The organism is Caulobacter sp. LjRoot300 (genome assembly GCF_964253875.1).
In the GTDB taxonomy this organism is placed as follows: domain Bacteria; phylum Pseudomonadota; class Alphaproteobacteria; order Caulobacterales; family Caulobacteraceae; genus Caulobacter.
This window is the reverse complement of the sequence record NZ_CAXUSA020000002.1, coordinates 649,410-666,252: the sequence shown is the minus strand read 5'-3', so window position 1 is coordinate 666,252 and position 16,843 is coordinate 649,410. Positions and strand designations below refer to the sequence as shown.

18 protein-coding genes are annotated in these 16,843 nt (G+C 69.7%); 8 read left to right on the top strand and 10 right to left on the bottom strand.

All coding sequences use genetic code 11. From position 1 onward, the window contains the following. Positions 1–4: 4 nt before the first annotated feature. Genes ACSQ2G_RS08460 through timA form a run of 3 tightly spaced genes read right to left on the bottom strand, consistent with a single transcriptional unit; the run spans position 5 to position 2,282 of the window. Positions 5–544: a Smr/MutS family protein gene (locus ACSQ2G_RS08460; RefSeq protein WP_436029932.1), complete on the bottom strand. Its 540-nt coding sequence runs from the start codon at positions 542–544 to the stop codon at positions 5–7. A 2-nt stretch (positions 545–546) separates the two neighbouring features. Further along, a complete protein-coding gene (gene mltA / locus ACSQ2G_RS08455; RefSeq protein WP_436029930.1) occupies positions 547–1,683 on the bottom strand; it encodes a murein transglycosylase A in 1,137 nt (378 codons plus the stop codon). Beyond that, entirely contained in the window at positions 1,683–2,282 is a 600-nt protein-coding gene (gene timA, locus ACSQ2G_RS08450; RefSeq protein ID WP_436029928.1) for a TIM44-related membrane protein TimA, read from the bottom strand. The genes mltA and timA overlap by 1 nt, the downstream gene beginning before the upstream one ends. A 161-nt stretch (positions 2,283–2,443) precedes the next feature. On the opposite strand from timA, the gene secB reads away from it, so the two are divergent. Beyond that, positions 2,444–2,938, top strand: a complete 495-nt coding sequence (gene secB / locus ACSQ2G_RS08445) for a protein-export chaperone SecB (protein ID WP_436029926.1) — start codon at positions 2,444–2,446, stop codon at positions 2,936–2,938. 101 nt (positions 2,939–3,039) lie between these two features. Here the strand turns inward: secB and ACSQ2G_RS08440 are convergent, their stop codons facing one another. Continuing rightward, entirely contained in the window at positions 3,040–3,726 is a 687-nt protein-coding gene (locus ACSQ2G_RS08440; protein WP_029589393.1) for a response regulator transcription factor, read from the bottom strand. 83 nt (positions 3,727–3,809) lie between these two features. On the opposite strand from ACSQ2G_RS08440, the gene ACSQ2G_RS08435 reads away from it, so the two are divergent. Further along, entirely contained in the window at positions 3,810–4,337 is a 528-nt protein-coding gene (locus ACSQ2G_RS08435) for a L,D-transpeptidase family protein (protein WP_436029924.1), read from the top strand. A 209-nt stretch (positions 4,338–4,546) separates the two neighbouring features. Here the strand turns inward: ACSQ2G_RS08435 and ACSQ2G_RS08430 are convergent, their stop codons facing one another. Then, positions 4,547–5,191: a YggS family pyridoxal phosphate-dependent enzyme gene (locus tag ACSQ2G_RS08430; protein WP_436029922.1), complete on the bottom strand. Its 645-nt coding sequence runs from the start codon at positions 5,189–5,191 to the stop codon at positions 4,547–4,549. Positions 5,192–5,215: 24 nt separating this feature from the next. On the opposite strand from ACSQ2G_RS08430, the gene ACSQ2G_RS08425 reads away from it, so the two are divergent. Beyond that, entirely contained in the window at positions 5,216–5,830 is a 615-nt protein-coding gene (locus tag ACSQ2G_RS08425) for a thiamine phosphate synthase (protein ID WP_436029920.1), read from the top strand. A gap of 7 nt (positions 5,831–5,837) precedes the next feature. Here ACSQ2G_RS08425 and ACSQ2G_RS08420 read toward each other — a convergent pair whose 3' ends face one another. After that, a complete protein-coding gene (locus ACSQ2G_RS08420) occupies positions 5,838–6,254 on the bottom strand; it encodes an NtrZ family periplasmic regulatory protein (protein WP_436029918.1) in 417 nt (138 codons plus the stop codon). A gap of 267 nt (positions 6,255–6,521) precedes the next feature. On the opposite strand from ACSQ2G_RS08420, the gene ACSQ2G_RS08415 reads away from it, so the two are divergent. The 5 genes from ACSQ2G_RS08415 to ACSQ2G_RS08395 all read left to right on the top strand — a co-directional run bounded on the left by ACSQ2G_RS08415 (position 6,522) and on the right by ACSQ2G_RS08395 (position 12,228). Beyond that, positions 6,522–7,049 (top strand): DUF3576 domain-containing protein, encoded by a 528-nt coding sequence (locus ACSQ2G_RS08415; RefSeq protein ID WP_436030553.1) that lies wholly within the window; start codon positions 6,522–6,524, stop codon positions 7,047–7,049. A gap of 145 nt (positions 7,050–7,194) precedes the next feature. Further along, positions 7,195–9,780, top strand: a complete 2,586-nt coding sequence (gene leuS, locus ACSQ2G_RS08410) for a leucine--tRNA ligase (protein ID WP_436029916.1) — start codon at positions 7,195–7,197, stop codon at positions 9,778–9,780. A gap of 3 nt (positions 9,781–9,783) precedes the next feature. Continuing rightward, a complete protein-coding gene (lptE, locus tag ACSQ2G_RS08405) occupies positions 9,784–10,296 on the top strand; it encodes an LPS assembly lipoprotein LptE (protein WP_436029914.1) in 513 nt (170 codons plus the stop codon). Positions 10,297–10,365: 69 nt separating this feature from the next. Beyond that, the gene (gene holA / locus ACSQ2G_RS08400) at positions 10,366–11,418 is read left to right on the top strand and encodes a DNA polymerase III subunit delta (protein ID WP_436029913.1); all 1,053 of its coding nucleotides are present in this window, start codon (positions 10,366–10,368) and stop codon (positions 11,416–11,418) included. Between the two features lie 69 nt (positions 11,419–11,487). Beyond that, positions 11,488–12,228 carry a DUF5710 domain-containing protein gene (locus tag ACSQ2G_RS08395; RefSeq protein WP_436029911.1) on the top strand — a complete coding sequence of 247 codons (741 nt, stop codon included), beginning with the start codon at positions 11,488–11,490 and terminating at the stop codon, positions 12,226–12,228. A gap of 250 nt (positions 12,229–12,478) precedes the next feature. On the opposite strand, the gene ACSQ2G_RS08390 is transcribed toward ACSQ2G_RS08395, so the two are convergent. From ACSQ2G_RS08390 to mnmG, 4 genes are all read right to left on the bottom strand, one after another. Continuing rightward, positions 12,479–13,372 carry a ParB/RepB/Spo0J family partition protein gene (locus ACSQ2G_RS08390; RefSeq protein WP_436029909.1) on the bottom strand — a complete coding sequence of 298 codons (894 nt, stop codon included), beginning with the start codon at positions 13,370–13,372 and terminating at the stop codon, positions 12,479–12,481. 86 nt (positions 13,373–13,458) lie between these two features. Continuing rightward, on the bottom strand, positions 13,459–14,271 hold the full coding sequence (locus ACSQ2G_RS08385) for a ParA family protein (protein WP_310080491.1): 813 nt from the start codon (positions 14,269–14,271) through the stop codon (positions 13,459–13,461). Then, a complete protein-coding gene (rsmG, locus tag ACSQ2G_RS08380) occupies positions 14,255–14,920 on the bottom strand; it encodes a 16S rRNA (guanine(527)-N(7))-methyltransferase RsmG (protein ID WP_436029906.1) in 666 nt (221 codons plus the stop codon). Before rsmG ends, ACSQ2G_RS08385 begins: the two co-directional genes overlap by 17 nt. Next, complete coding sequence (gene mnmG, locus ACSQ2G_RS08375) at positions 14,920–16,776, bottom strand: tRNA uridine-5-carboxymethylaminomethyl(34) synthesis enzyme MnmG (protein WP_436029904.1); 1,857 nt, start codon at positions 16,774–16,776, stop codon at positions 14,920–14,922. The genes rsmG and mnmG overlap by 1 nt, the downstream gene beginning before the upstream one ends. Positions 16,777–16,843 lie beyond the last annotated feature (67 nt).

Genomic DNA, 16,843 nt, shown 5'->3' with positions numbered 1-16,843 from the left:
GGCGCTAAACCTTCGGCGGACGCCGCTTCAGGGCCACGTACAGGGCCCCGTCGCCGCCGTGCCGCTTGTCGGCCGGCGACACGCCCGCCACGATGTCACGCAGGGCCGGGTCGGCCAGCCATTCGGGCGTGCGGGCCCGCAGGACGCCCACCCCCAGCTTGCCCTTGCCGGTGACCACCAGGGCCGCGCGGTGGCCGTCCGCCCAGGCGCGGCGCAGGAAGGCCTCCAGCACCGGTCGGGCGCGATCCTGGTCCAGGCCGTGAAGGTCTAGGCGAGCGTCGAGCGGCGCGTGCTCGCGGGCGATCTTGCGCTTGCGATTGGGTTCGATGCCCTCCAGGGGCCCGGGAGGGCGTTTGGCGCCGGCTGGCTTGATCGTCTTGGGATCGACCAGCAGCGGGGCCATCGGCTGCAGGCTGGTCGGCTGGACCAGGGACTTCTGGGCCTTCGGCGTCCAGCCGGCGGCCTTCTGGACCGTCTTGGCCTTCACCGTGGCCGTGACCATGCCCCACAGGCGCAGTTCGTCCTGGCGAGGGGGGCGCTTCATGATCAGCCCCGGGGGACGAGGCGGTAGAGGCGCAGGTCGTGGCGCACGCGCCCGGCCTCGGCTCCGGCCGCCGCCCCCGTGCCGGTGTAGAGGTCGGCCCGCACCTCGCCCTTGATCGCCCCGCCGACGTCCAGGGCCACCGCCAGGCGGCGATAGGTCGGAAAGCCGCCCGCCAGCTTGGGCGCGCTGGCGTCCAGCCAGAAGAGCTCGCCCATCGCGTGCCTGCCGGGATCGACGGCGATCGCCCGGCCGGGGGGCAGCGGCACCCCCGCCGCGCCCACCGCCTGCCTGCCGTCGTCCGGCAGGGTCTGGAAGAACACGTAGCGCGGGTTCAGCCGCATGATGGCGTCGGCTTCCGGACCGCGATGATTGGCCAGCCAGGCGCGGATGGCGTCGCCGGAGGTGTTGTTGTCGGCCAGCAGGCCGCGGTCGCGCATCGGGGTGGCGATGCCGACGAACGGCCGGCCGTTATGGGCCGCGAAGGCCGCGCGGACCCGGCGGCCGTCCGGCAGGACCAGCACGCCCGAGCCCTGGATCTGCAGGAAGAACAGGTCCTCCGGCCGCAGCCAGGCCAGCGGACGGGTCTCCGGCGTCGCCTCGATGGCGGCGCGGTCGGGATAGGGCAGCACCTGGCCGCCCTCGATCTCGCCGGCGACCTTCTTGCCCGTCAGGCCCGGATCGAACTGGGCGAGGTCCAGGGTGACCAGATCGGCCGGCTTGCCGCGCATGGGGGCGCTGAACTCGGCCGAGCGCGACATCCGCGCCTCGTATTCCGGGGCGAAATAGGCGGTCAGCAGGCCCTGGCCCGGAAGGGCCTCGGGGCGGAAATTGGCCTCGAGGAAGCGTCGGGCGTCGTCGTCATTTCCAACCCGCTCGGCCCGCGCCTTGCGGCAGACCTCGACCAGGGCCGGATCCTTGGCCGCGCCGCAGCCCTGGCGGAAGGCGTCCAGGGCGCCCAGGTGGTCTTCCTGCGACCAGCCGGCCAGGTCGTTGAACGACACGGGCGTCGAAGGGGCGGTGTGGGCGACCGGCGGCGGGGTTGTCCCCGGCGTGACGGGGCCCGCCGGCCGGACCGGCGCGGTCGTACAGGCCGCCAGCGCCAGCAGGGCGAAGGCGGCGACAAAACCCTGACGGAGCATCAGGCCTCCGCGACGTCGACGCGGACCAGGGTCCAGTTCGGGTTCCTGCTCTTCAGGTCGCGCTGGAAGGTCCACAGGTCGGCGGTGCGACGGTCGTCGACGGCCTCGCCCTCGGCGCTGGTCGAGCGGGTGCGGATCTCGGCCAGGATGCGGACCACCGCCTTGGCGACGTCGCCCTCGACGGAGACGGAGTCAAGGTCGGTGCGCGGCGGGACCAGGAATTCGGCCTTCTCGGTGCGGTTCTGGGCCTCGCGGGCCGCGATGGCGGTTTCGAAATTGGCCATCACGTCCGGCGACAGCAACGGCCGCAGCGTCTCGCGGTCACTGGCGGCGAAGGCCTTGACGATCATCTCGTAAGCTTGGCGGGCGCCGCTCAGGAAATGGCCGATGTCGAAGTCGGCCTGGCGGGCGCGCAGGGCGGCGATGCCCGACAGGGCTTCGGGCGGGGCCTCGACGGTCTTCAGGTCGCGCGCCGGGGCGTTGGCGGGAACGGGCTGCGGCGCGTCCTCGGGCTGACGCCCGACCCGGCGACCCAGGGTGGCGTAGAGCTGGTAGAGGACGACCGCGGCCAGGGCCGCGAGGATAATCCATTCAAACACGATATTTTCCGCTCGTTCGGCCGACGCGCCTTATCGGACCTATATAGGCCATAACGGGCTCGCGCGTCAGGCGCCTGGCGTTGCGCGCCAGCCGCCCCCGTGTTAGCAGCCCGGCTCTCTCCTAGCGGCCAATTTCGACGCCGAATACGGATTTATCGCACATGACCGACACCACCGCCGCTCCGCCCGCCGCTTCCGAAGACGGCGCGCCCGGCGAAACCGGCATCCGCATCATCGCCCAGTTCGTGCGCGACTTCTCGTTCGAGAGCCCGCACGCCCCCGACTCCCTACGCACCGGCGGCGCCCCGCCGGCCATCGACATGGGCGTCGAGATGAACGCCCGCGGCCGTCCCGACGGCCTGTTCGAGGTGGACCTGAAGCTGTCGGCCCGCGCCACCCGCGACGAGCAGCCGGTGTTCCACGTCGAGGTGATGTACGGCGGCCTGTTCCACATCTCCGGCGTGCCGGAAGACCAGCTGGAGCCGGTGCTGCTGATCGAGTGCCCGCGCTTCCTGTTCCCCTACGCCCGTCGCCTGGTCTCGGACGTCACCACCGAAGGCGGCTTTCCGCCCTTCCTGATCGACCCGATCGACTTCGCCGGCGTCTACGCCGCCCGCAAGGCCCAGGCCGAAGGCGTCGTGGTCGGCAACGCCTGATCACGAGCTGAGCGCTGAATGACAAAAGCCCCGGTCGCTCCAAGCGGCCGGGGCTTTTTGCTGGAATGGGGACAGGCGCATGCGCCTGTCCCCAACCGTGATCAAGGCTGCAGCCGATACCCGCCCATCTCGGTGATCAGGATCCGCGCCACGGCCGGGTCGGGCTCGATCTTCTGGCGCAGGCGGTAGACGTGGGTCTCCAGCGTGTGGGTGGTGACGCCGGCGTTGTAGCCCCAGACCTCGGTCAGCAGCTCCTCGCGCGACACCGGCTTGGACCCGGCTCGGTAGAGGTACTTGAGGATGTTGGTTTCCTTCTCGGTCAGCCGGACCTTCTTCTGCTTCTCGTCGATCAGCAGCTTGGCCGACGGCCGGAACTCGTAAGGGCCGATCCGGAACAGGGCGTCCTCGGAGGCCTCGTAGCTGCGCAGCTGGGCGCGGATGCGGGCCAACAGCACGCCGAAGCGGAAGGGCTTGGTCACATAGTCGTTGGCGCCGGATTCCAGGCCCAGGATGGTGTCGCTGTCGCTTGCCGCCGCCGTCAGCATGATCACCGGCGCGGTGACGCCGTTCTTGCGCATCAGGCGGCAGGCCTCGCGGCCGTCCATGTCGGGCAGGTCGACATCCAGCAGGACGAGGTCGGGCTTGAGCTCCCGGGCCATCCGCACGCCCTCGCCGGCCGTGGGCGCCTCGGCGACCGCGAACTCCTCGTGGAGGGCGAGCTGCTCGGCCAGGGCCCCGCGCAGATCATCGTCGTCGTCGACCAGAAGAAGGGTTTTGCGTTGCGCCATGGGCGGGAACATGCACCGCTGCGGCCCCCGGCGCCAAGGGCGGTTCTCGTTCCCGGCGCCGCAACGCCCTTGGAGACCGTGTCTTGACGATCTTTCGCGCCCGCCCCGACGGATCCAGCCCCTGGAACGGCCGGATCGAGTGGGATGGAGGGTCGGCGCGCGCGGCGCTCGGCAAGGTCGGCGTCATCGCCGCCGCCGACAAGCGCGAGGGCGACAACCGTAGCCCGGCCGGCGCCTGGCCGATCCGCTACGTCCTCTACAGGCCCGACGTCTATCCGCACGGCCCGGCGACGGCCCTGGCGACCCGGCCGATGGCGCCGGATGACGGCTGGTGCGACGCGCCCGGCGACCCGGCCTATAACCGGCCCGTCAAGCTGCCCTACCCCGCCAGCGCCGAGCGGCTGTGGCGCGACGATCCCGTCTATGACCTGGTGGTGGTGCTGGGCCACAACGACGACCCGCCCGTCCCCGGCCTGGGCTCGGCGATCTTCCTGCACCTGGCCCGCGACGGCTATCCGGGCACCGAAGGCTGCGTGGCCCTGGCGCGCGAGGACGTCGAGGCGCTCCTGGCGGCGGCCAAGCCAGGGGATGCGGTGGAAATTCTGGCCTGATCCTTCTCCCCCTGCGGGCAGGGTTGTCGCCTATGACCAAAGGCCGTTGTCATCCCGGACGAGCGCGCAGCGCGAAGATCCGGGACCGGGGCGTGGACGCGGCGCTTGTGGCGGTCCCGGATCGGCGCTTGGCTTCGCCAGGCTTGTCCGGGATGACAATTTTCTGCGCGAAGCGATAGGCGATAGCCCTCTCTCGACGGAAGCGAGGGTCAGGCGCGGCTTCCGAACAGGGCCGACCCCACCCGCACCGACGTCGCCCCGCAGGCGATGGCGGTCTCGAAGTCGTCGCTCATGCCCATGGACAGCTTGGTCAGCCCGTTCCGGGCCGCGATCTGGCCCAGCAACCGGAAATGCGGGGTGGGATCACCTTCGGCCGGCGGGATGCACATCAGGCCGTCCACCGGTAGGTCCAGGCCCCGGCACAGGGCGATGAAGCCGTCGGCCTCGTCGGGCGCGATCCCGGCCTTCTGCGGCTCCTCGCCGGTGTTGACCTGGACGAACAGGCGAGGGGCCCGGCCCTGGGCCTGGATCTCGGCGGCCAGCACATGGGCCAGTTTTTCGCGGTCGAGGCTTTCGATCACGTCGAAGAAGGCCACCGCGTCGCGGGCCTTGTTGCTCTGCAGGGGCCCGATCAGGCGCAGTTCGACCTGGTCCCGTCGTTCGCTCCAGCGGCCCATGGCCTCCTGGACACGATTTTCCCCGAACACCCGCTGGCCCGCGTCGAGAATGGGCGCGATATGGTCCCACGGCTGCAGCTTGGACACCGCCACCAGGGTGACCGCGTCGGCCGGCCGGCCGGCGGCCACGGCGGCGGCCCGGATGCGGTTTTGGATCGAGGCGTAGACTTCAGACATGGCTTCAAGCACGTGAGCGACCAGATGGAAGCCCTGTCTAGAACGGCGGCGCGCCTTCGCCCATGGCTGGTGCGCGGAAAGCCGCTGCCGAACCTGCTGTTCTTCACCGATCCCGAGCGGACGCCCGATCCCGAAAGTGTCGCCGAGCGCCTGCCGGCCGGGGCGGCGGTGGTGTTCCGGGCGTTCGGCGCGCCGGACGCGGCGGCGCGGGGAGCGCGGCTGCGCGAGATCACGCGGCGGCGGGGCCTGCTGCTGCTGGTCGGGGCCGACGCGGCGCTGGCGCGGGCGGTCGAGGCCGACGGCCTTCACCTGCCCGAACGCCTGGCCTCCACCCTGCCCCACCTGCGCGAGGCCCATCCGGACTGGCTGGTCACGGTCGCCGCCCACGGCCTGGAGGCGGCCCACGCTGGCGTCATGGCGGGCGCGGACGCCCTGGTGGTGTCGCCGGTCTTCCCCAGCCGCAGCCTCTCGGCGGGCGCGCCGCTGGGCGTGGAAGGCCTGAAACGGATCGTCGAGGCGGTGGAGACGCCGGTCTACGCCCTGGGCGGCGTGCGCGCCGACACGGTCGCGCGGCTGCTGGGCACGGGGATTGTCGGGATCGCGGCGGTGGAGGCGCTGAGCGCCCCTCTGGGCGCCTGATCGCGTTCTAGAACTTGAACGCGGTTTCCAGCTTCACCCGCGGCGCGGGCTCCTGGATCTCGTTGCGGCGAGCGGCCAGGGCCGGGTTCTGGTCGCCCAGGGCCACGGCGCCGCCGACACGGATCGACGGGGTGACGCTGTAATAGGCGCCGGCCTGGACGTCCTTGGCTTCCATCTCGCGGCCCACGGGCTGGTCGAGATCGAGCTTGAGACCCCACTTGCCCTTCTTGTCGTCCCATTTCAGGGACTTCTTCGGGCCTTGCTGCGGGTTGAACGGCGCGATCGGGGTCGGATTGCTGAAGTCGTTCTTGACGGCGAAATCAGGCGTGGTCGTGCGCGGCTTGCTCTGGGCATAGGCGCCCGAAGCCGATCCCAGAAGGATCAGCGTGGCGGCCCCTGCCATGAAATACCGTGCGGCGAACATGTTACTCGAACCCAATCCCCAACCCGCGCCTCAATAACCCTATATAGGAGCGGGCTCCCTGATTATCGATTAAAGGCCTGAGTACAACGCGGTCAACCACGGTTGGATTAGGCAAGAGGTCGCAGGAGTCGATTCAAGCGGCGCCTGTGGCGGTCCTGCCACGCGATTCCTGTTTTGACGCAGCGCGACCATGCTATAGACCGGCTTCCGGCTGCGGGGGCGCGCCCGAGATGCGCGCCAGCGATGCGCGAACGCGTCGGCGAGACATTGGAGCGAGGTACTATGGCGTTTGAGCGTGGGTCGGTGTTGCGCGGCGTCGCCGCTGGCGTTCTGGCGTTGACCGTCCTGACCGGGGTTTCGGCCTGCGGCGGGAACAAGGGCGGGGGTACTTTCACGACCCAGAACGACGAGCCGGGCTTCAAGCTGTTCGGGGGTCGCGGCGGCGGCAAGTCCACGTCCCAGGCCGGCGTGATCGGCGTCAACGGCTTCCTGTGGCGCGCCAGCCTCGACACCCTGGCCTTCATGCCCCTGGCCTCGGCCGATCCCTACGGCGGCGTGATCGTCACCGACTGGTACACCAATCCGGAAAAGCCGGACGAGCGCTTCAAGGCGACCGTCTACATCCTGGACACCCGCCTGCGCGCCGACGGCCTGAACGTCACGATCTTCAAGCAGGTCAAGGACGCCAGCGGCGCCTGGACGGACACCGCCGCCACCGAGCAGACGGCGACCGACATCGAGAACGCCATCCTGACCCGCGCCCGTCAGCTTCGACTTTCCAACATCAAGAACTAGGGCTTTCCCGAAGTTCTTCGCGGGAGCCGTCTGTCGGCGCGACAAACGGCTCCCGTCCGCACTTTATAGAAGCGCGCCCAGGCCGAAACCGCTTATGACTTCCGCGGAGCGCGTCCTGGACGCCCCGTACCAACGATCTGGTTTCATGGCCCGCTACAACCCCAAAGACACCGAGCCCAAGTGGCGCGCCGCCTGGGCGAACGCCGACACCTTCCTGACGCCGATCCAGCCGGACGGTCGCCCGAAGTACTATGTGCTCGAGATGTTCCCCTATCCGTCGGGCCGCATCCACATGGGCCATGTGCGCAACTACGCCATGGGCGACGTCGTCGCCCGCTACAAGCGCGCCCAGGGCTTCAACGTGCTGCACCCGATGGGCTGGGACGCCTTCGGCATGCCGGCCGAGAACGCCGCCATGGAGCGCGGCGTCCACCCCAAGGGCTGGACCTACGACAACATCGCCGCCATGCGCGAGCAGCTGAAGGCCCTGGGCCTGTCGGTCGACTGGTCGCGCGAGTTCGCCACCTGCGACCCGGCCTATTACGGCCAACAGCAGGCCTGGTTCCTGCGTCTGCTGAAGCGCGGCCTGGTCTATCGCAAGGAGGCTTCGGTCAACTGGGACCCGGTCGACATGACCGTGCTGGCCAACGAGCAGGTGATCGATGGCAAGGGCTGGCGCTCGGGCGCGACCGTGGAGAAGCGAAAGCTGACCCAGTGGTTCCTGCGCATCACCGACTATGCTGACGCCCTGATCGATGGCCTGAAGACCCTGGACCGCTGGCCCGAGAAGGTCCGGATCATGCAGGAGAACTGGATCGGCCGGTCCAAGGGCCTGCGCTTCACGTTCAAGTTCGACGGTGACGCCCCCGCCGGCCATGAGGACGGCCTGGAAGTCTACACCACCCGCCCCGACACCCTGTTCGGCGCCAGTTTCGTCGGCATCGCCCCCGAGCACCCCCTGGCCGAGCAACTGGCGGCGGCCGACCCCGCCGTGGCCGCCTTCGTCGCCGAATGCCGCAAGGGCGGCACCTCCGAGGCCGACATCGAGGGCGCCGAGAAGCTGGGCCGCGACACGGGCCTGCGCGTCGTCCACCCGTTGGACCCGACCCAGACCCTGCCGGTGTGGATCGCCAACTTCATCCTGATGGACTACGGCACGGGCGCGATCTTCGCCTGCCCGGCCCACGACCAGCGCGACCTGGACTTCGCCCGCAAGTACGACCTGCCCGTCCTGCCGGTGGTGCTGCCGCCGGGCGAGGACCCGGCGACCTTCCAGGTCGGCAAGGAGGCCTATGTCGGCCCCGGGTCGATCTTCAACTCGCAATTCCTGGACGGCCTGGACATCGAGGCGGCCAAGACCGAGGCGGTGAACCGCATCGAGGCCATGAACCAGGGCCAGGGCGCCACCGTCTATCGCCTGCGCGACTGGGGCGTCAGCCGCCAGCGCTACTGGGGCTGCCCGATCCCGGTGATCCACTGCGAGGCCTGCGGCCCGATCGGCGTGCCCGAAGACCAGCTGCCCGTGGTGCTGCCCGACGACGTCAGCTTCGACAAGCCGGGCAACCCGCTGCTGCGCCATCCGACCTGGCGCCACACCACCTGCCCCAGCTGCGGCGGCAAGGCCGAGCGTGAGACCGACACGCTGGACACCTTCGTCGACAGCTCCTGGTACTTCGCCCGCTTCACCGACCCGACCGCCGCCGAGCCGATCAGCAAGGCCGCCGCCGACCACTGGATGCCGGTCGACCAGTATATCGGCGGCGTCGAGCACGCGGTGCTGCACCTGCTGTACGCCCGCTTCATCACCCGCGCCCTGAAGGACGAGGGCCTGGTCTCGGTGGAGGAGCCGTTCGCCGGCCTGTTCACCCAGGGCATGGTCACCCACGAGGCCTACAAGAACGTCGCCGGCGAGTGGGTCGAACCGTCGGACATCCGCATCACGGTCGAGGGCAATACCCGCAGCGCCAGCCATGCGGCGACCGGCGAGCCGATCGTCATCGGCGACATCGAGAAGATGTCGAAGTCCAAGAAGAACGTCGTCGCTCCCGAGGACATCTTCGAGGCCTATGGCGTCGACGCCGCCCGCCTGTTCGTGATGAGCGACAGCCCGCCCGAGCGCGACGTGCAGTGGACCAACAGCGGCGTCGAAGGCTCCTGGCGCTTCACCCACCGGGTCTGGAACGAGTTCGACAGCCAGCCCGCCGGCGACTTCGCCCATGACGACGCCGACGCCGCGGCGCTGGCCCTGCGCAAGGGCGCCCATCGCCTGATCGGCTTCGTCACCGACTCGATCGAGGGCTTCCGCTTCAACAGCGGCGTGGCGCGCCTGTACGAATTCCTGAACATGCTGAAGGCCGCGCCGGCCGAGAACGCCTCCCAGGGCGTCCTGGCCGCCCGCGCCGAGGCGCTGGAGATCCTGGCCCGCCTGATCTCGCCCTTCACCCCCCACCTGGCCGAGGAGGCCTGGGCGCGGCTGGGCAAGACCGGCATGGTCGTCGACGCTCCCTGGCCCAAGGCCGACCCGCTGCTGGCGGCCGACGAGGAGCGGGTGCTGCCGATCCAGATCAACGGCAAGCGGCGCGGCGAGATCAAGGTCAAGGCCGGCACTGCCGAGGTCGATGTCGAGAAAATCGCACTGGCGGACGCCGCCGTCCTGGCCCACCTTGAGGGCTTGACCGTTCGCAAGGTGATCGTGGTGAAAGACCGTATCGTCAACATCGTGGCCGGCTGATCCATGAAGCGCTTTCCGCTCTCCAAGACCCTTCCCGCCGTCCTCCTGGCCGTGGCGGCCCTGGCCCTGTCGTCCTGCGGCTTCACGCCCCTGTACGGCGACCAGTCGGTCACCAAGGGGCTCAGCACCATCGAGGTGGTGGCGGCCGACGGTCGCGCCGGCTACCTGCTGCGCGAGAAGCTCGACGACGCCTTCGCGCGCGACGTCAACCGGCTGCCGTCCCACCGGCTGGTCTACACGATCGAGGAGCGCCGCTATGCGCGCGGCGTTCGCGTCGACAACGTCGCCAACCGCTACGAGCTGAACCTGACGGCCAAATGGCGACTCCTGGACATCAAGAGCGGCCAGCAGGTGCGGGCAGGATCCACCAGCGCTGCGGTGACCTATGACTCGGCCGACCAGCCCTACGCCTCGATCGCCGCCCAGCAGGACAGCCAGGAACGCGCCGCCACCGAGCTGGCCCGCCGCATCCAGCTCGAGTTGGCCGCCTGGCTGGCCGGTAAGGCCAAGGCGTAGGGGCCCGGCCTTGTTCTCGCGCGTCCTTCTCACGCGCATTGGCGTCCACGTCGCTCGAATAGGCTGGCCATGATCCTGTCGAAACGACCGGATATCGAACGTTTCCTGCGGGACCCGGCCGCCGACATCCGCGCCGTGGTCATCTATGGCCGCGACCGCGGCGTGGTGCGCGACCGGGCCGACCAGCTGGCCAACAAGCTGTTCGCGCGCCCCGACGATCCGTTCGACACCGCCCAGCTGACCGAAAGCGACCTGGACAGCCAGGCCGGCAAGCTCGAGGACGAGCTCTCGGCCCTGTCGATGATGGGCGGCCGACGCCTGGTGCGCCTGCGCCTGACCGGTGAGAAGGGCGGCCCCGACAAGCAGGCCGCCGAGGCCCTGGTCCGGCACGTCGAGGGCCAACTGAACCCCGACGCCTTCTTCCTGATCGAGGCCGGCGCCCTGGGCCGCGACTCCGCCCTGCGCAAGGCGGCCGAGAAGGCCGCCGGCGCGGCGGTCATCCCCTGCTACGAGGACGAGGCCGGCGACCTGGCCCGCCTGGCCCGCGAAACCCTGGCCAAGGACAAGGTCAGCCTGAACGGCGAGGCCCTGGACCTGTTCGTCTCGCGCCTGCCCAAGGAGCGCGGCGTGGCCCGGGCGGAGGTCGAGCGCCTGGCCCTCTTTCTGGGCCCCGGCAGCGGCGTGGTGGCGACGCCGGCCGACCTGACGGACTTCCTGGGGGTCGAACCGGAGGCTTCCCTGGGCGACGCCGCGATCGACGCGTTCGGAGGCCGTGTGGGCCCCGCCCAGGCCGGCCTGCGCCGCGCCGCCGCCGAGGGCGAAGGCGGCCCGGCGGCCGTGCGGGCCATGGGCTATCACCTGGGCCGCCTGCGCCGCACCCTGACCCTGCACAAGAACGGCGTCGACCTGGCGGCGGCGGCCAAGGCCTCGGGCGTGTTCTGGAAGAGCGAGCGCGAGTTCCTGCGCCAGGCCCGGGCCTGGACCCTCGACCAGCTGCTCCTGGTCCAGGCCGAGGTGCTGGCGGCTGACAAGGCCTGCAAGACCTCCGGCTCGCCGGACCAACTGATCTCCGAGCGCCTGGCGCTGCAGATCGCCGGCAAGGCGCGGCGGCTGGGACTCTAACGCAAGGCCAAGCTTTGGAATTGACGCGCTTCGTCTATCTTAGGCGTTGAAGAGCCAGTACGAGGCGTCATGGACCTTAACGTGCCCTACGCGGAGAGGGACCAAGCCGAGGCGCTGGGCGCGCTCTGGGAGCCCTCGCGGCGCTGCTGGTATGTTCCGGACGGCCTTGATCTCCAGCCTTTTCGGCGCTGGCTTCCCGAGCAGACCTCCAGCCTTCCTGGATCGAACCTGCGGTCGGCGGAAACCTATGTGGTCACCGCGCCTCGGCGGTGCTGGAGCTGCGAGCAGACCACCACCGTCGCCGGCTTCCTGATGGCCCCCGGCTTCGAGGACTTCAGCGTCTGGGAAGACGACCTCGACGGCCAGGGCCGATGGGGCGGCGGCGAGAGCTGGTGCTTCGCCTTCCACATCGACGCCCTGCCCTCCCCGATCGCCGCTCAGGCGATCATGCGGGCGCCGCGCTATCGGCGAGCGTTCAACCAGGCGACTCGCGACTCCTACTGGGCGAACCATTGCTCGGAGTGCGGCGCGCTGCAGGGCGACGTCCATCTGTTCGAGGACCTGGGCGCCCCCTTTCTGCCGCGTGACGCTCACGACCTCGCCGACCTGAAGGCCTTCCGGGTGAAGGGCGTGTTCGAGGCGGCGGGATCGTTCGGTCACGCCCTCGACATCGCCCCGGAGATCCCGGGCGTCAGGGCCGGAACGACGGTCCGGCCGCCGGCGGTGGCGGCAAGCCGACCCGCTCCCCCGAAGACCATCGGCGCTGTGATCCTGGGAACGGTTCGACGATGGCTGGGTTCGAGCGATTAGATCGGCTAAGGGTTCGCGATCGTGAGTCGCGAACCCTGTCAAAGCGCGTAGCGGCCGGCTCCGATATTTCCTGTGGAAATCGCGATCTTCGAAGTCATTCGAATCCGAGCTCGGAAACGCGATTTCTACCTAGATATCAAGAACTTGAGGTAAAATCGTCGATCCGCGGCGGCGCTCTGTCGAACATCGGACGGACAGCGCCACGGCCAGGCCGGATTCTATGCGCCACAGAGGACCCCGTTTCGGCGCCTCAGCCGCCCCGCGTCAGGCGGTTGCACAGGTCGTCGAGTTGCTCGAGCGTGGCGTAGCGGATGGTCAGGGCGCCGGCCCCGCCGCGATCGTCGATCTCGACGTCCAGGCCGAGCAGCGACGACAGGTCGGCTTCCAGCGACTGGGTGTCGGTGTCCTTGGACTTCGGCGGCCGACCGCCGCTCGACCGGGCTCGCACCTCGCCGGCCGCGTTCGGCGTCCGGCGAGCCAGGGCTTCGGTGTCGCGCACCGACAGGCCCTTGGCGATGACTTCGCGCGCCAGGACCGCCGGATCAGGCGCCGTGGCGATCGCCCGGGCGTGGCCGGCCGTCATCTCGCCCGAGGCCACGTAGCCCTGCACCGAGTCCGGCAGCGACAGCAGCCGCAGGGTGTTGGCCACGTGGCTGCGGCTCTTGCCCACGGTCTGGGCGATCACTTCCTGGGTCTGGCCGAACTTCTCGATCAGCACCTTGTAGCTGAACGCTTCTTCGATCGCGTTCAGGTCGGCGCGCTGGACGTTCTCGATGATGCCGATTTCCAGCACCGCCAGGTCGTCCAGCTCGCGGACCATGATCGGCAGGGTCTTGAGGCCGGCGCGCTGGGCCGCCCGCCACCGGCGCTCGCCGGCGACGATCTGGTACTCGCCCGCCGCGCCCGGCGCGGGGCGGACCAGGATCGGCTGCAGCACGCCTTTCTCGCGGATCGAGTCCGAAAGTTCTACCAGGTCTTCCTCGCGGAAGGTCCGGCGCGGCTGATCGGGATTACGGCGGATCAGCTCAATCGGGGCTTCCCGCGAGCCGCCGGTGGCGTCACCGGGCGCCTGGGCGGGGGCGGATTCGACCTCGCCAAGCAAGGCGGAAAGGCCGCGACCCAAACCACGACGACCTTCAGACATCCCCGGCTCTCCTGCCACGACCGACTCCTTCACGCACTCAACACTCAACTTCGACAATGACTTGTAGGGTTTTCCTCAGGCGGCGATCAGGCCGCCTGGGACAGCCGCGACTTCTCGCGGCTGATGACCTCGCGCGCCAGCCGCAGATAGGCCTGGCTGCCGGCGCATTTGAGGTCGTAGAGCAGCACGGGCTTACCGAAGGACGGGGCCTCCGACACCCGGACGTTGCGGGGTATGACCGCGTCGTACACCTTGTCGCCGAAGTGTTGCCGGACATCCCGCGCCACCTGGTCCGACAGGCTGTTGCGACGATCGTACATGGTCAGCACCACGCCCTGGATCTCCAGCTTGGGATTGAGGCTGCCGCGTACCCGCTCGATGGTCCGCATCAGCTGGGTCAGGCCTTCCAGGGCGAAGAACTCGCACTGCAGCGGCACGAACACCGCGTCGGCGGCGGTCATGGCGTTGACGGTCAAGACGTTCAGCGACGGCGGGCAGTCGATCAGCACATAACTATATTCCCCGCTCGTGCGCAGCGGCTCCAGGGCGTCGCGCAGGCGGTAGGACCGCCGCGCCTGCTGGCCCAGCTCGATCTCCACGCCCGACAGGTCGGCGTCGGCGGGGATCACGTCCAGGCCGGGAAGCTCTGTGCGAACCGCGGCGTCGACCACCGGCTTCTCGCCCATCAGCACGTCATAGAGCGTGGTCTTGCGCTGCATCCGGGTGATGCCCAGACCGGTCGAGCAGTTGCCTTGCGGGTCGGCGTCGATCAGCAGCACACGTTCGCCGCAGGCCGCCAGGGCCGTGCCCAGGTTGATCGCCGTCGTGGTCTTACCGACCCCGCCCTTCTGGTTGGCGATGGCCAGGACGCGCAGCGGTTGGTCAGACTTTACGGACACTCTTAAGCCCCTTCACTTGCACGATCTGGCCTCGCGGGTCGCTCAGGGATGGCCGCAGGTCGGACTCGAATTTCCAATGGGTAGCGGCCTCGGCCAGTTCAGAAGCGACATCTTGTCCCTTCAGGAACCAGGCGACCGCGCCGCGCTTCAGGTAGGGCTGGGCGTAACCCAGCAGTCTGACCATCGGCGCGCAGGCCCGGGCGGTGACCACGTCGACCTTCAGGTCCAGGTCCTCGGCGCGGGCGTTGTGGATCTCGACGGGCAGGCCCAGCTCGTCCGCCGCGGCCCGAAGGAAGCGACAGCGCTTGGCCATGCTCTCGACCAGATGGACCTTGGCTCCGGGCGTGTCCTTCAGCAGGATGGCCAGCACCACGCCCGGCAGGCCGGCGCCGGCCCCCAGGTCGGCCCAGGTCCTGGCGTCGGGCGCCAGCCGAAGCAGCTGGGCGCTGTCCCAGGCGTGGCGGTTCCAGTAGGGCGCGATCGTCGCCGGGCCCACCAGGTTCATCACCGCGTTCCACTCGGCCAGCAGGGCCTGGAACCGCGTCAGGTCGGCCAGCTGCGCGTCCGAACAGCCGGTCAGCCGCTGGAAGGCGGCGGCGTCGACCGGGTCGAGCGCCTCGACGACCAGGGGCGCGGCGCTGGTCGACATCAGGCGGCCTTCGCGCGGCGGACGTGGGCCAGCAGCGCCGTCAGGGCGCCGGGCGTGACGCCCTCGATCCGCGCCGCCTGGCCCAGGGTCAGCGGCTTCACCCGCGCCAGCTTCTCGCGCACCTCGTTGGACAGGCTGCCGACCAGGCCGTAGTCCAAGTCGGCCGGCAGGCGCAGGTCTTCTTCCTTGCGGAAGGCTTCGGCGTCGTTGCGCTGGCGGTCGAGATAGCCGGCATAGGCCGCCTCGATCTCGATCTGCTCGCGGGCCATGGCGCTCCACGTGGAGATCTCTGGCCATACCGCGGCCAGCCGGTCGAGGCTGACGTCCGGCAGGGCCAGCATGGCCAGGACGTCACGCCGCTGGCCGTCGTGATTGACCTTGAACCCGGCCCGATTGGCCTCGGCCGGGGTCAGGGTGACCGAGCGGGCGAAGGCGCGGACGGCCTTCAGCTCGGCCTTCTTGGCGGCCCAGGCTTGCGCGCGCACCGCGCCGACCACGCCCAGGGCAAGGCCCTTGTCGGTCAGGCGCTGGTCGGCGTTGTCGGCCCGCAGGATCAGGCGGAACTCGGCCCGGCTGGTGAACATCCGATAGGGCTCGGTGACGCCCCGGGTGACCAGGTCGTCGATCATCACCCCGATATAGGCCTCGTCGCGGGCCAGGACGGCGGGCTCCCTGCCCTGCGCCGCCAGCGCGGCGTTGAGCCCCGCCATCAGCCCCTGGGCCCCGGCCTCCTCATAGCCCGTCGTGCCGTTGATCTGGCCGGCCAGGTAGAGCCCGGGCAGACGCTTGGTCTCCAGCGTTGGGTAGAGCTCGCGCGGGTCGACATAGTCATACTCGATCGCATAGCCGTACCGGATGACCTCGACGGCCTCCAGGCCCGGCATGGTGCGCAGGAACAGCAGCTGGGTCTCGGCCGAGACCGAGGTCGAGACGCCGTTCGGATAGACCGTGTCGTCGTCCAGGCCCTCGGGCTCCAGGAACACCTGGTGGCTGGTCTTGTCGGCGAAGCGGACGACCTTGTCCTCGATCGACGGGCAGTAGCGCGGGCCGATCCCGGTGGCGCGGCCGCCATAGACCGCCGACTCGTCCAGGCGCTCGGCGATGATCCTGTGGGTCTCGGCCGTCGTATAGGTGATGCCGCACTGGATCTGCGGCACGTCCACGTGCGAGGTCAGGAACGAGAACGGCTCGGGTTGGGCGTCAGCGGCCTGCATTTCCAGGCGCTCCCAGGCGATGGTCCGGCCGTCCAGTCGCGCGGGGGTGCCGGTCTTCAGGCGGCCCATGTCGAAGCCCAGGGCGTAGAGGCGGTCCGACAGGCCGATCGACGGCGCGTCGCCGACCCGGCCGGCCGGAATCCGGGTCTCGCCCTGGTGGATCACGCCCTTCAGGAAGGTTCCGGTGGTCAGCACCACACGTGAAGCGCGGTAGACGCCGCCCTCCCCGTCGACCACGCCGGCCACGGCGCCGTCCTCGACGACCAGGTCTTCGGCCGCGGCGGCGATCACGTCGAGGTTCGGATAGGCGAACAGCTCGGCCTGCATGGCCTGACGATAGAGCTTGCGGTCGATCTGCGAGCGCGGACCGCGCACGGCCGGGCCCTTCGAGCGGTTCAGCAGCCGATACTGAATGCCGGCCTTGTCGCCGATCCGGCCCATCAGGCCGTCCAGGGCGTCGATCTCGCGGACCAGATGGCCCTTGCCCAGGCCGCCGATAGCCGGGTTGCACGACATCTCGCCCACGGTTTCGCGCTTGTGGGTCAGCAGCAGGGTGCGCGCGCCCGTGCGCGCCGACGCGGCCGCCGCCTCGCAGCCGGCGTGACCGCCGCCGATGACAATGACATCCCAGGTGTTGGACAAGACGCGCCTCAATGCGAACGCCCCCGTCGCGGCGGGGGCGTGATCGACCTTATACGTGGAACCCCAC